Raw genomic sequence first — 14136 nt, 5'->3', positions numbered from 1 at the left:
ATACTAAGCGAAAAACAATGACAACCAGCACAGAAACAGGCAGTACGAGTACAGCAACCGCCGCAAGCACCGCACCGACTCCCGACACCGGCACCAGCCGCGAACTGAAAAAAGGCAGCCTGGCCGCCTTCAAGGGTTTGATGCCCTTTCTGACGCCGTACCGCAAGCAGTTCTTCCTGGCCGGTATCGCGCTGGTGGTGGCCGCCGCCTCGACCCTGGCCATTCCCGCCGCCTTCAAGCAGATGATCGACCTCGGTTTCGGCGGCGCTGCAGGCTCGAGCAGCATCCAGCACGTCGACCTGGTCTTCCTCGCCCTGTTCGGCGTGGCGTCCATCCTGGCGCTGGCCACGGCGGCGCGCTTTTATACGGTATCGTGGCTGGGCGAAAGAGTCACGGCCGACATCCGCAGCGCCGTGTACCGCCATGTCGTCACGCAAAGCCCGGAATTCTTTGAAACCACGCAGACGGGCGAAGTCCTGTCGCGCATCACCACCGACACGACCCTGATACAGGCCGTCGTCGGCACCAGCATCTCGATGGCGCTGCGCAATGTGCTGTTGTTCCTGGGTGGCCTGGTGATGCTGTTCGTCACCAGCGCCAAGCTGGCCGGCATCATCATCGGCCTCTTGATTCTCGTCGTCGTGCCCATCATCGTGTTTGGCCGCCGCGTGCGCAAGCTGTCGCGCGACTCGCAGGACCGCATCGCCGACGCCTCGGCCATGGCCGGTGAAATCCTCAACGCCATGCCCACCGTGCAGGCGTTTACGCACGAAAAAATCGAATCGACACGCTTTGGCGACTCCGTCGAAGGCGCCTTCATGACGGCCATGCGCCGCATCCGCGCCCGCGCCTTGCTCACCATGATCGCGATTTTGCTGGTCTTCGGCACCATCGTCTTCGTACTGTGGCTGGGCGCGCGCGCCGTGCTGGAAGGCTCGATGACGGGCGGAGATCTGGGTCAGTTCATCCTGTACGCGTCCATCGTGGCCGGCGCCATCGGCGCCTTGTCGGAAGTGATGGGCGAAGCGCAGCGCGCCGCCGGCGCCACCGAGCGCCTGCTGGAACTGATGGCCGTCAAATCGGAAATCGAATCGCCTGTCACGCCGCTACCGCTGCCCGCGCGCGCCGCCACTGGCGCCGCGCTGTCGCTGGACGATGTCATGTTCTCGTACCCGTCGCGCCCGGACACCCACGCGCTCGATCACGTCAGCCTCGACATCCGCGCCGGCGAAACGGTGGCCGTCGTCGGCCCTTCCGGCGCTGGCAAGACCACCCTGTTCCAGCTATTCCTGCGCTTCTATGACCCGCAAAGCGGCAGCATCCGCCTCGATGGCGTCGATATCAAGCAACTGGAACTGCATACCCTGCGCGACGCCATCGGCATCGTGCCGCAAGATACCGTGATCTTCTCGGCCGACGCCATGGAAAACATCCGCTACGGCCGTGCCGGCGCCAGCGACGAGGAAGTGATCGCGGCCGCGAAAATGGCGGCAGCCCACGAATTCATCGAGCGCCTGCCCAACGGTTACAAATCCTTCCTCGGCGAACGCGGCGTGCGCCTGTCCGGCGGCCAGCGCCAGCGCATCGCCATCGCCCGCGCCCTGCTGAAAAACCCGCCGCTGCTGCTGCTCGATGAAGCCACCAGCGCACTGGATGCGGAATCGGAACGCCTGGTGCAAAAGGCGCTGGAAGCGGCCATGGTGGGCCGCACCACCGTCATCATCGCGCACCGCCTGGCGACAGTGCAACGGGCCGACCGCATCATCGTCATGGAAGACGGCAAGATCGTCGAGACGGGCACGCATGCGTCGCTCGTGGCCCTGGGTGGCATTTACGCCAACCTGGCTGCCCTGCAATTTCATCACGTACAACTCAACTAAACACGACTCGCCATGAACGCCTTATTCCACGCCAACCTGGGCATCACCGATTTCTGGACCTTCTTATTGGGAACGATCTTCATCGTCATCCTGCCCGGCCCCAATTCCATGTATGTGCTGTCGGTCGCCGCCCAGCGCGGCGTGCGCCCCGCCTATCAGGGCGCCTTCGGCATCTTCGCCGGCGACCTGATTTTGATGGTGCTGTCGGCCTGCGGCGTGGCCTCGCTGCTGAAAGCCAGCCCGGCCCTGTTCTACGTGGTGAAATACATCGGCGCGGCCTACCTGGGCTGGATCGGCCTGCAAATGCTGATCGGTTGCTGGCGCAAGCTACGCGCGCCCGTACCGGCCGACGGTGAAGCGGCAGCCGTACCTGCCCCCGTCAAGGAAAGCGACCCGTTCCGCAAGGCCCTGATCATCAGCCTGATGAACCCGAAAGCCATTTTGTTCTTCATTTCCTTCTTCATCCAGTTCGTCGATCCGGCCTTCCCTAACCCTGTGCTGTCCTTCATCGGCCTGGGCCTGATCTGCCAGGTGATCAGCTTTACCTATCTGACGGCCATCATCTTTGTCGGCGCCCGCCTGGCCGAGACCTTCCGCCGCCGTCGCCGCCTGTCGGCCGGCATGGGCGGCGGCGTCGGCGCCATGTTCATCGGCTTCGGCGCGAAACTGGCCACGGCCACACTGTAAGGAAAACACCGTGAACGAACTTGAGCTGCGCCAGCGCTGCCATACCGTCCTGCCGGGCCACCGGCAGCCCACGCCAGCAGCCACCTTCGCCGCCATGGCCGCCTGGTGCGACGCCAACCATGTTGCGCACGACACCTATGGCGAAGGCGCGCTGATCGAACAGTTCGAGAACAAGATCGCCAGCCTGCTCGGCTTCGAGGCGGCCGCGTTCTGCATCACGGGCACCATGACGCAGGTCACCGCCCTGCGCCTGGCGTGCCAGGACCGGGGTTCGCGCCTGGTGGCGTTGCATCCCACTTCGCACATCCTGCGCCACGAGCGGGGCAACCATGAATTGCTCGATCACTTCAAGGGCTTGATGCTCGGCGACCCGCACCGTCCGTGGACGGTGGACGACTTGCGCGCCGTGCCCGATGCGCTGGGCGCCGTGCAGCTTGAACTGCCGATGCGCGAAATCGGCGGCCAGTGCCCATCGTGGGAAGACTTGAGCCAGATCAAGCGGCACTGCCGCGAGCACAATATTCACCTGCACATGGATGGCGCGCGCCTGTGGGAAGCGCAAGCGGGTTTCAAGCAACCCCTGCCCGCCATCTGCGATGGTTTTGATTCCGTGTATGTGTCGCTGTACAAGGGCATCGGCGGCCTCGGTGGCGCCATGCTGGCCGGCAGCCGCGGCTTTGTCGAACGGGCGCGCGAATGGTTCCGCCGCCAGGGCGGCAACATCGTGCACCGCACGCCCTACGTGGTAGCCGCCGCCATGCAGTTCGACGCGCGCATCGCCGCCATGCCGCAGTATTTTGCACGCACCCAGTGGCTGTACGCACTGCTGCGCGACTTCCCGTCAATAGCCGTCAATCCGGCCCAGCCGCAGGCCAACATGCTGCATCTGCACTTGCCCGTCTCGCGCGAGCGGGCCATTGCCATCCGCAACCAGGTGGCCGCCGACCACGGCATCTGGCTGTTCAGCCGCGCCAGCCACGCAGCACTCCCCGGGCACAGCGTGGTGGAATGGTATGTGGGAGACCAGTTGCTGGAAATGCCGGACGACACCGTGCGGCATGCCTTGAGCCTGCTGGATCAGGCCATGCACGCCAGGGCTTGATCGACAATCGTGACACCAAAAAAAAAGCGCCCGAAGGCGCTTTTTTCATTTCATGGCGGCCGGGTCGGCCGCCACTACCTGCTTAGAACTTGTAGTTATAAGCGAGACCGATCAACTGCATGCGGGTCTTGAACAGGCCCTTGGTGGTTTCACCGTTGCCGGTGCAGCCAGGGGTCACCGGCGAGCAGTCATTCTTGTAGTTGACAGTGGCATCCTTGAAGTCGATATAGCTGTAAGCCAGGTCGAGCGAGGAATTGGCGTTCAGCTTCCAGTTCGCGCCGATCGAGTACTGCATGCGGTCGCTGTCCGGCAAGGCTGGATGGCGCAGCTCGGCGCTGCGCACTGGCGCCTGGTCATGCGCGATACCGGCGCGCAGCAGCAGGTTTTCGCTGTACTTGTAGTTGGTGCCCAGCGATACGCGGTAGGTGTTCTTCCACTGCTGGCGGATGCGCTCCGGGCCTTCGGCCGTCGGCGGGAACTGGATATCCAGGTTCTCCAGGCGCGAAGTGCGGGTCCAGGTGACGTCCCCCATCAGGGCCCACTTGTCATCCATCTGATGGAAGGCATTGACCGACAGGGTTTCCGGCGTGCGCACTTCAACCAGCGCCTTGGAGTTGACCTTGCCCGATGCGGCGCTGATGAAGCCATTCACGGCGGCATTGTTCGACACTTGCGAGAAGTCCCAGATCGTGTCGCCTTTCAGCTTGTGCGAAATCGACGAACGGTAGGAAATACCGAAACGCGTACCTTCATTCATCTGGTACAGATAACCCAGATTGAAGCCGAAGCCCCAGTCATCGCCATCCATCGAGGCATGGCCATCCTTGGCGCCCTTCAGTGCGGCGCCAGCTGCCTGCGCGGCGGCCTGGCCCTGCGTTTTGGCGATATTGGTCAGGAAGGCTGTCGACGCGGCTGGCGCGTGCTGGGCCAGGAAGGCCACGGAACCCGGCACGTCGACTGCCTGGCCCAGTTCCGCCTTCATGTGTTCAGCGGTGACGCCGAAACCGAAGGAGTGGTGTTCATTGACCTTGAAGGAAACAGAAGGATTCAGGGCGATGGCTTCGAGCTTGATGTTGGTGATCGCATAGCGGCCGCTCCAGTCATTGCCGTAATCGAGCTTGGCGCCGTATGGCACGAACAGGCCCATGCCGACGGTCCATTGGTCATTGACCTTCTTGCTGGCATACAGGGCTGGTGCGAAGACGGCGTCCGGCGCGTAGTCCTTGGTCGTGCCGCCCGGCGTGCGGCCGGTGAAAGTCTTCGAACCCGTGTCTTCATAGGTCGAATGCGGTACCACCAGGGTGCCGCCGCCCATGAACTGCGTGCCTTCCAGGCGCGACAGGCCGGCCGGGTTGTAGAAAATGGTCGAAGCGTCGGCCGCTTCGGCGCCGCTGGCATCAGCCGTGCCCTGGGCGGACACGCTTTGCGAACCGAAACGGTAGCCCGATGCTTGTGCGGTGGAGGAAATGCCGGCGAACGCGGCAACGATCAGGAGGGGCAGATATTTATGTTTCAAGTTGGTCTCTCTTTATTATATGAAGGTCTTCGGCACACTATCGCGGGCGTCTCAAGCTGCCCCGTCTTGCACTTTTCTTGCCGCCGTGAACTCCAATTCACTGACGGCATGAGCGAAGCATATAATATTTTTTAGAAAAAAGCGAACGTTCGCTCTTTTATTGAAACGGCGTTGTTTTCCTCGCCAGTCGCGACGTTCTACAGCGCCAGCGCCGGGGCTGGAAGCGGTATCAGAAAGCGCTGATGCATCAGCGACAGCATCTGTTCGGCGGGTACGGGACGCGAAATGAAATAGCCCTGCACCTCGTTGCATTGCAGCGCGCGCAGGATGTCGAGCTGCTCGCGCGTCTCCACCCCTTCAGCCACCACGCTCATGCCCAGCGCATGCGCCATCGACAGGATGGCGCGCACGAACACTTCGCCCTGCTCCGAGCGGCCCAGCTCCATGGTGAAGGCGCGGTCGATCTTCAAGCCATCCATGGCGAACTTCTGCAGCTGCGACAGCGACGAGTATCCCGTGCCGAAATCGTCGACCAGCAGGCGCACGCCCAGCGCGCGGATGGCAGACAGCTGCTCCACGGCGCGGTTCTGTTCATCCATCATGGCCGATTCCGTGATTTCCACCTCGATCAGCCGCGCATCGATGCGGTGGCGCGTCAGGGCGGACGCCAGCACCTGGTGCACGTCGCCGCGGCCGAACTGGCGCGCCGAGACGTTGATGGAGACGGGCACCAGTTCCAGCCCGCTCGCCTGCCAGCGCGCCATCTGCAGGCACACCTTTTCGATGACGACTTCGCCCAGCTGCGAAATCAGGCCGCTGCTCTCGGCCACGGGGATGAATTCCAGCGGCGGCACCATGCCGTGCTGCGGATGGTGCCAGCGCACCAGCGCCTCCATGCTGCACAGCTGCCCGCTCATGGCGTCGACGCGCGGCTGGTAGACGACGAGGAACTGATCCTGCTCCAGCGCCGCCACCAGGCTTTGCTCGAGTTCGCGGCGGTTGCGGATGGTCTCGAACAACTCCGGCTGGAAGAAGCGGTGATGGCCCTTGCCCGCCACTTTCACGGCATACATGGCGATATCGGCGTTCTTCAACAACACTTCCGTCTCGGCGCCATCGCGCGGATACAGGCTGATGCCGATCGAGGCGCCCATCTTGTGGCGTTCGCTGCCCAGGTAAAACGGTTCGTCGAAGGCGATGGCGATGCGCTGCGCCACCTGTTCGGCGCGGCTGTCGTCTTCCACCGGGTCGAGCACGACGACGAATTCATCGCCACCGAGGCGCACCACGTGGTCGCCCGGCCGCAGCACGGCCTTCAGGCGCAAGGAGGCGGCGCGCAGCACCTTGTCTCCCTCGGCGTGGCCCTGCGTATCGTTGATATCCTTGAAGCCGTCCAGGTCGATGAACAGCAGCGCCAGCATGTGCCGCGCAATGGCGGCGCGCCCCAGGGCGCCGGGCAGGAATTGCTGCAGCCAGTAGCGGTTGGGCAAGCCCGTCAAGCCATCTTCATTGGCCAGGCGGCGCAAGTCGCGCTCGTGCTCCTTGGCCGTGCTGATGTCCTGCAGGGTGACGGCCAGGCGGTCGCCGCTGCGCACCAGGCGCCGGCGTATCCAGCGCAGCTTGAACGGGTTACCTTCCGGCAACTCGATTTCTTCCTCGGAAAAACCGGAGACCATGGCAGCCCGGTAATTATGGATCAGGTCGCGGAAATACGGCTCGTGGGCGCGCGACTGCAGGCGCATGCCCAGCAGCTGTTCGCGGCGCACGCCAAAGTAGCCGGCGCCCGGCTCGTTGCAATCGACGATCTCGAAATCGAGGATGCTGCCATCCGTGCCGCGCAGGGCGGCGATGATATAAAAGCCGTCGCTCGTGCCTTCGGTGGCCATGCGGTAGGCATTGCGCACGCCTTCGGACTGGTGGTGGCGCCACGCCAGGCGCAGCGACAGCACGGTGGCGACGGCGGCAAAAGCCAGCAGCAGCAAGGTGACGGCCAGGGCGATGCCGAGATAAATCGTGCGCGTTTCCTCGTAGGGATGCAGCATTTCGCCATCCGACAGTCCGACCACGGCCGTAAACGGATAGGCTTTCAGCGCCTGCCAGCCCACATAGCGATTTTGCTTGTCGGAAAAAGCGATTCGGCCGCCCGAATGCAGGGCGCCGCTCTCCGTTTCCAGGAAGCTGGTGTCGAGAAACGGCGTGCCTTGGGCGTTCTGGGTCGGCAGCACGCGCGAGCCGAGGCGCGTGCTGAACAGCTCGCCCTCCTCGCCCACCATGGCGGACATGCCGAACTTGCCAAAATTGACACTGTTATAGAATTCGGAAAAATAGCTGGAATGAAGAGAAATCAGCAACACGCCGTCGAAATTGCCATCCTCGTCTTCCAGCCGGCGCGTGAAATGCACGAGGCTGTCGTCGGGCGCCGTGGCCTCGCTGCCTGCATTGGGCGCGTTGGCCGCACTGGCCCGCCCCAGCGCAATGCGCAGCGCGCTGGAATTGCTGCGCCAGTGGCGCAACAGGAAATCGCTGCGCTCGTTGACGCGCAGGCGCTGCAGCGGCGCCGTGGCCGTCACGGGATGGCCCTTGCGGTCGAGGATGGCGACGATGGCAAATTGCGGCAAGGCATACATGCCCTGCGTCTTCAATTGGTCGAGACGCAACTGGCCGCGCGAGTTTTCCCACTCGTACTTGAGCTGCAAGGTCAGCTGGTCCATCTGCTCCAGGGTGCGCAGCAGATACTGGCCATACGCTTTCGACAACGAAGACACGCTGTCGAGCGCCTGCTGCTGCGCCACCTTCTTTTCCGCCTCCAGTTGCAGCAAGGTGGCCGTCCACAGCACCGCGCACAGGACCAGGCCCAGCAAGGGCCAGGCCAGGATCAGGCGCAGATTAGCCTTGAGAAAATCGGCCCTGCTCATCTCCACCACGGCGGCGTTATTATTATTTACAAATTGTCGCAAGAACATGGTGCAGCATCTGCCGTTTCTATGTATTTCTTTAAGGACACACAAATTACCACAGAGTCATGTTTGCAGGTAAGGCAGCAGCGTAATTATGTGTGTGGGCCGCGGCCCGCCTGTCGCGCCTGCGTTACAATCACCATCCTTACCGTTGGAGAAATACATGCAGCAATATCAAGATTTGATCAAGACCGTGCTCGAAACGGGCAGCTGGCAAGACAACCGCACGGGCATCCGCACCCTGAGCGTGCCGGGCGCCATGATGCGTTTCGACTTGGCCAACGGCAACTTCCCTGCCGTGACGACCAAGAAACTGGCTTTCAAATCCGTGATCGGCGAATTGTGCGCCTTCCTGCGCGCCTCGCGCAACGCGGCCGAGTTCCGCGCGCTCGGCTGCAAGGTCTGGGACCAGAACGCCAATGAAAACGCGCAATGGCTGGCCAACCCCTACCGCGAAGGCGAGGATGACCTCGGCCCCGTGTACGGCGTGCAATGGCGCCAGTGGCCCGCGTACAAGCTGCTCGACGCCGACCAGCCAGCGCAAATTGCCGACGCACAAGCCAATGGTTTTACCTTGATCGCCCCCATCGCCGAAGACGGCGTGCAAAAAGTGCTGCTGTACAAGGCCGTCGACCAGTTGCGCGAATGCCTGGACACCATCATGACGAACCCGGGCAGCCGGCGCATCCTGTTCCACGGCTGGAACCCGGCCGTGCTGGACGCCGTCGCCCTGCCCGCCTGCCACTTGCTGTACCAGTTCATCCCGAATGCCAGCACGCGCGAAATCTCGCTGTGTTTATATGTGCGCAGCAACGATATCGGCCTGGGCACGCCGTTCAACATCGCCGAAGGCGCCGCCCTGCTGCACCTGGTGGCGCGCCTGACGGGCTACACGCCGCGCTGGTTCACGTATTTCATCGGCGACGCACACATCTATGAAAACCACCTCGACATGGTGGAAGAACAATTGAAGCGCACGCCCTTCCCGGCGCCGCGCTTCGTCATTTCCGACCGCGTGCCCGACTACGCAAAAACGGGCAAGTACGAGCCGGAATGGCTGGAAAAGATCGAACCGTCGGATTTCTCGCTGGAAGGCTATGAACACCATGCGCCCATCAAGGCGGCGATGGCCGTCTGATGGCGGTCACAGCACTCGCCGCCCTGCACCGCAAGCTGTTTGACGAAACGGATGGCAGCAAGTTCGCCCGGCTGAAAGAGCGGCTGATCAAGAAGCATGCCACGGACGACCGCCTGGCCGTGCTCGATATTCTGACGGCGTATGCGCGCGATGGGCAACTGCTGCACTGGCGCAGTTTTTTGATGAGCGATATCGTGCACCTGGTGGAAGGCAGTCAACATGCGGCCTTTTTCGCCTGGGCACTGGAGCAGCCCGCACTGGCGTACTGGGCCGTCGATGGCTTGCTGAAAAGTACAGGCGTGGACGCGTATGCGCCCCTGGTCGCGCTGGCAGCGTCCGGCGCCACCAGCCTGGACGTGCGCGCCAAGGCGATCAAGAGCCTGGCCGTGTTCAGCCGCCAGCCGTTTGACCAGGGCTTGCCATCCGATCCCGGCCACTGGAAGGCAGAGCAGCTGCGACTCAGCGCCGTGCTGGGCTGGCAAGCGGACGGCTACCCTGACGGCGCAGGCTACAAGGCGCCCGCCAGGCATTACTCGCTGGCCCAGCCGCTGTCGCGCCTGGAAAAGGCAGCCGCCTTCCTGGAACGGCAACTGGCGCTGCGGCGCCAGCGCGAACAGGACCTGGCGCAACCGTCGAACTGGCTGACGCTCGCCAGCGCCGAGGACATGGCCGCCATCGACGCACACTGGGTATTGCCGGAGATATACCGCCGCTTCCTGGAATGGTATTCGCCGCTGCGCGTGCATGTCGACGGCAAGCGCTTTCCCCAGGGACTGCACCTGTACGGCGCGGCCGAGCTGGTGAAGGCCCAGCACGGCTACTCCGTCCATGCCGTGCACCAGCACAACATCGCGGGCTGGCTGCCGAAGCTGGTGGTGATTGCCGATGCGGGCGGCGACCCGTACTGCGTGCCTCTGGAAGAAAGAAGCATCGACGGCGACTTGCCCGTGTACCGCGCCACCCATGGCACGGGCGAATGGCGCTTTGAGCTCCATACGGACGATTTCATCGACTTCCTGAACGAAATCGCGCTGGCGGTCTAGCCTGCTTCGCCTCCCGGTCCGCCCGGACCGGGGCCGCCTGGCCCGCCTGGCCCCCGTCCGCCCGGCGGAGCGAAACGCGGTTCACGCTCCCCCTCTTTCGCCGCCGACGTGGCACCGCCCAGGCGGTACGACAGCCCCACATAAATCATGCGCCCATCGAAGCGCCGCGTGCTCGTTTCGCGCAGCGAGGCGCTGTTGATGACGGTTTCCATCTTGTTGCTGCTGAACACATCGGTCACATTCATGACCAGGCTCAGCTGCGGCGTCACCGTGTGGCGCCAGCTCACATTCAAGGTGTTGTTCGGCGAGCGATAACCCTGTCCCGACAGCATCTTGCCTTGCATTTGCAGGGCCAGCTGCAGCTGGTTGGCGGTGTTGAACTGGTAATTGAGGCGCGCGCGGCCGCTCAGGGCATTCGCCGTGCGCGTGCTGCGGTTGCCCAGGTCGTCCGAACTCGTTTGCTGGCTGCGCGCCAGGTTGCCGCTCGTGTTCAGGGTCAAGGATGGCGTCAGCTTGCCGCTGACGCTGAATTCCAGGCCGCTAGAATGGCTGCCTTCGCCGTTTTCCCGCGTGGTCAAGAGCACATTGTCGCTGATAAAGTAGCGGTAATCGACGATGGCGTCCGTGTCGCGCCGGTGGTAGGCGCGCAAGCTGCTTTCCAGGCCCGCGATTTTCGTTTCATAGCCGATCTCGAACGAATCCGTCTGCGTCGGTTTCAGCTTCGGGTTGCCGGCCGACACATTGAACTCGTCGCGGTAGACCACGTACGGGTTCAGGTCGCCCGCATTCGGGCGGCGGATGCGGTGCGCATAGCTGAAGCGCACATTGCTCTCGTCGCTGACCTTGTAGGTGGCGAACAGGCTGGGGATGTAATTGACGTAGTTGTTGCTGGCCTCGACGCTGCTGGTGATCTGGCGCACGTTCAGGTCCGTGTATTCGGCGCGCAGGCCGGCCAGCGCGCCCCAGCGTTCGTTCAGGCGCATCTGGTAGGAGCCGTACAGCGCGATGGTGCGCTCGTCGAGCTCGAAACGGTTGCTGCGCATGGGGTTGACGGTTTCCGCCAGGCTGGCCGGGTTGATGTCCGTATATAAAGTGTCAAAACTGCTCTTGTTGTCAGCCACCTTGTAGCCCAGCTTGGCCGTGCCGCCCGCCAGCGGACGCTCGTAGTCGCCGCTGAAGTCGACGATGCGGTTGCCCGTTTCGCTATGCTGGCGCGCGCGGCTGTCGAAAGCGTTGACGGGCGTCACCGCGTAGGTATTGGCGTAATCGCTGTCGCTCTCGTTGGTCGACGAGGACACGCGCAAGTCGATTTTGAGGGTTTCGCCCGGCAATTCTCCCTTGTGGTCGTAGCGCGCGCCCCAGCTGTAGTTGCGGCTGTCGCCGTTGCGCACGGTGCTGCGCACATAGTCGCCGATGGTGCTGCCCGTGCTGTCGCCATTGATGTAGCGGTCGAGCGAGCGCTGGTCGTTGCTGCGCCCGTTATATGACACGCTGGCGGCCAGCGTGTCATTGGCGTTCAGATTGTAATTGACGGTGCCGTGCAAGCCCAGCGAGTCATTCAAGCCATTGTTGCTGGATTGCTGGCTGCTGGGGGCGAAAGCGCCCGTGTCGCGTTCCAGGCGTTCGCGGCTGACCTCGCCCACGGAATTGCGGCCGTCATGGCGCACATTGATGCCGCCCTGGTAGCCCCACGGACCTTCGTTGTAGGTGCCGGACACGGCACTGTTGTAGCGCCCCGCGATACCGGTATTCGCTTTGACGGTGGCAAAGCCGCCCGGCTTGCGGTTGCGCCGCATCACCAGGTTCAGGATGGGACCGCCACCGGCTTCGTTGCCGAACTGGGCGCCGGGATTGTTGATCACTTCCACGGACTCGATATCGTCGGCCGCCATGGCGTTCAGGGTAGCGCCGCGCGAATCGCCCTGCAGCATGGCTGACGGCTTGCCATCGATCAATATCTGCACATTGCTGCTGCCGCGCAGGGACACGCTGCCATCGGGGTCGACGGCGACGGACGGCACATTATTCAAGGCATCGGCCGCCGTGCCATTGCTGCTGCCCACGTCGGACTTGACGTCGTAGACTTGCCGGTCGATGCGGCCCGTGGGGCGTTCGGCCGTCACACTGACGGAAGGCGTAGATTCAGCGGCGGGCGCCTTGGCTGGTGCGGGTTTGACGACGGTATCGCCAGTGACAGTTTGCGCCTGGACGGCGGCGCCGGAGACGAGCAGGCTGCCGCCCGCCAGACAGTGAAAGAGGATTTTATGCATTTGCTTAAAAAATAATCGAGACGCTACGGATGAGGCACTACGCCGCAGCGTGAGGGCACATGTGTGGGCACATTCAAAGCATGCCACGATTGCAAGGAGCAAAGCAAATGCGAACCATTGTTATTTACTTCAATTTACAAATCTCTCGCACTTGTGGTCATACAGCCTCATCCGATGAACTTTGCGCTACCGTTACGCTAGCTGAGCAAACCCTTGCCGCGCGCCAATTTCAACCAGCCCGGATACTCCGTCATCAACAAATCATACAGTTCCGCATCGCTGTGCTCATCGGGCGAGCTGACGGAAAAGTAATTGGCATTGTCGACCAGGCGGCCCTGCAATTCGTCGAGCTTTTCCAGGAAGGGGAAGTCGGAATCGGCGAAGGCGGCGAGGAACTTGCTTTTCGATTTGCGCCCCTTGCCGATGCCCATGAATTGCCAGAAGATCGGTTCATTGCTGGCCCAGCGCAATTGTTTCTCCGTCGTCGCCTGGTCGCTCGTGCCGCCATCGGTCACGAACATGACGTACACGGGCAATTCGGCGGCGACGGGCCGCGTGCGCTCGCCGCCAGCAGAGTCGGGGAAATAAAACGCGCGTATCGCCTGCATGGCGGCGCCATAGCGCGTATCGCCTTCCAGCGGATGGCGCTGTATCGCCTGGCCCACGTAGGTATTGCAATTGCTTAAAGCCATGGGCGCCGGATGGTGGACGTTCTTGCCGAAGAGGAAAACATCGATCTCGCCATCGTCGTCGAACTTGCAGCCCAGGGCCAGGATGCGTTCGGCAAAGCGCTGCACCAGCCCTTCTTTATATAACCGCCCCATGGAGCCGGAAATATCCAGGCATAAGCAGACCTTGGCGCGATGCTCCGATAGTCCCACTTTTTGCAGGGACACGCCCGCCTGCTTGACGAGGCTGACCAGTTGCGGCGCTTCGCGTTCGACCCGTTTTTCCAGGTTGATCTTCGCCTGCATGACGGCCGACGCCGCCGCAGGGGTGGCAGCAGCGGCAGGCGCGGCCTGGTCGACTTCGCCGCCGAAGTGGCGCACCAGCGCGTCGAGTCCCCCATTGAAACCTTGCCCCACGGCCATGCAGCGCCAGCCGCCATCCTTGCGGTAGAGTTCAAGCAGCATGACGGCTTTTTCTTGCGCAAAATCAGATCCCGCGAAGGCGAAGCGCGCCAGCTCGCGTCCGCCTGCCTGCAGGCGCACGTGGCCAGCCTGCAGCTGCGACATCACGCCGCCGCCATCGATGGACGCCGTCACGACGAGGCGGTCTATGCCGGCCGGCAAGCGCGCCAGTTGCAAGGCAAACTCGGCCATGTCGCCGCCACTGCCCGCGCGCGCTTCCACACCGCCGCACGGCGTGCGCGGCTGGTTGAAAAAGGTCATGTAGCGCTCGTCGGACAGCTTGCTTGCCGCATCGAGGCCGAAACAGGCCACGTCGAGCGCCAGGCCCTGCGCGGCCACGCCGATCTGCAATACGCCATCGGGAACGAGATTGGCCAGCGGCAAGCGCTGTCCCTTGGACAAGGTTTCCATCA

The 14136-nt window shown here is 62.9% G+C and carries 9 protein-coding genes; 5 read left to right on the top strand and 4 right to left on the bottom strand.

Annotation, left to right across the window (positions count from 1 at the left end; all coding sequences use genetic code 11):
* Positions 1-17: 17 nt before the first annotated feature.
* From SJI03_RS08715 to SJI03_RS08705, 3 genes are read left to right on the top strand one after another with little or no spacing between them, the layout of a single operon-like run.
* The gene (locus SJI03_RS08715; protein ID WP_322426851.1) at positions 18-1880 is read left to right on the top strand and encodes an ABC transporter transmembrane domain-containing protein; all 1863 of its coding nucleotides are present in this window, start codon (positions 18-20) and stop codon (positions 1878-1880) included.
* A 12-nt stretch (positions 1881-1892) separates the two neighbouring features.
* Complete coding sequence (gene leuE, locus SJI03_RS08710) at positions 1893-2567, top strand: leucine efflux protein LeuE (protein ID WP_322426850.1); 675 nt, start codon at positions 1893-1895, stop codon at positions 2565-2567.
* Between the two features lie 10 nt (positions 2568-2577).
* Positions 2578-3669, top strand: coding sequence for a threonine aldolase family protein (locus tag SJI03_RS08705; RefSeq protein WP_322426849.1), 1092 nt, complete (start codon positions 2578-2580; stop codon positions 3667-3669).
* Between the two features lie 82 nt (positions 3670-3751).
* Here SJI03_RS08705 and SJI03_RS08700 read toward each other — a convergent pair whose 3' ends face one another.
* Positions 3752-5185, bottom strand: coding sequence for an OmpP1/FadL family transporter (locus SJI03_RS08700; protein WP_322426848.1), 1434 nt, complete (start codon positions 5183-5185; stop codon positions 3752-3754).
* 197 nt (positions 5186-5382) lie between these two features.
* Complete coding sequence (locus SJI03_RS08695; protein WP_322426847.1) at positions 5383-8148, bottom strand: EAL domain-containing protein; 2766 nt, start codon at positions 8146-8148, stop codon at positions 5383-5385.
* A gap of 157 nt (positions 8149-8305) precedes the next feature.
* On the opposite strand from SJI03_RS08695, the gene SJI03_RS08690 reads away from it, so the two are divergent.
* A complete protein-coding gene (locus tag SJI03_RS08690; RefSeq protein ID WP_099377424.1) occupies positions 8306-9280 on the top strand; it encodes a thymidylate synthase in 975 nt (324 codons plus the stop codon).
* On the top strand, positions 9280-10323 hold the full coding sequence (locus SJI03_RS08685; protein ID WP_322426846.1) for an SMI1/KNR4 family protein: 1044 nt from the start codon (positions 9280-9282) through the stop codon (positions 10321-10323). The genes SJI03_RS08690 and SJI03_RS08685 overlap by 1 nt, the downstream gene beginning before the upstream one ends.
* Here the strand turns inward: SJI03_RS08685 and SJI03_RS08680 are convergent.
* Positions 10320-12593 carry an outer membrane beta-barrel family protein gene (locus SJI03_RS08680; RefSeq protein WP_322426845.1) on the bottom strand — a complete coding sequence of 758 codons (2274 nt, stop codon included), beginning with the start codon at positions 12591-12593 and terminating at the stop codon, positions 10320-10322. The two genes, SJI03_RS08685 and SJI03_RS08680, sit on opposite strands and share 4 nt — an antisense overlap.
* Positions 12594-12790: 197 nt before the next feature.
* Positions 12791-14134, bottom strand: a complete 1344-nt coding sequence (locus SJI03_RS08675) for a VWA domain-containing protein (RefSeq protein WP_322426844.1) — start codon at positions 14132-14134, stop codon at positions 12791-12793.
* Positions 14135-14136: the final 2 nt, after the last annotated feature.

The organism is Janthinobacterium sp. GMG1, from assembly GCF_034427795.1.
In the GTDB taxonomy this organism is placed as follows: domain Bacteria; phylum Pseudomonadota; class Gammaproteobacteria; order Burkholderiales; family Burkholderiaceae_D; genus Janthinobacterium.
This window is presented reverse-complemented; position numbering and strand designations above follow the sequence as displayed.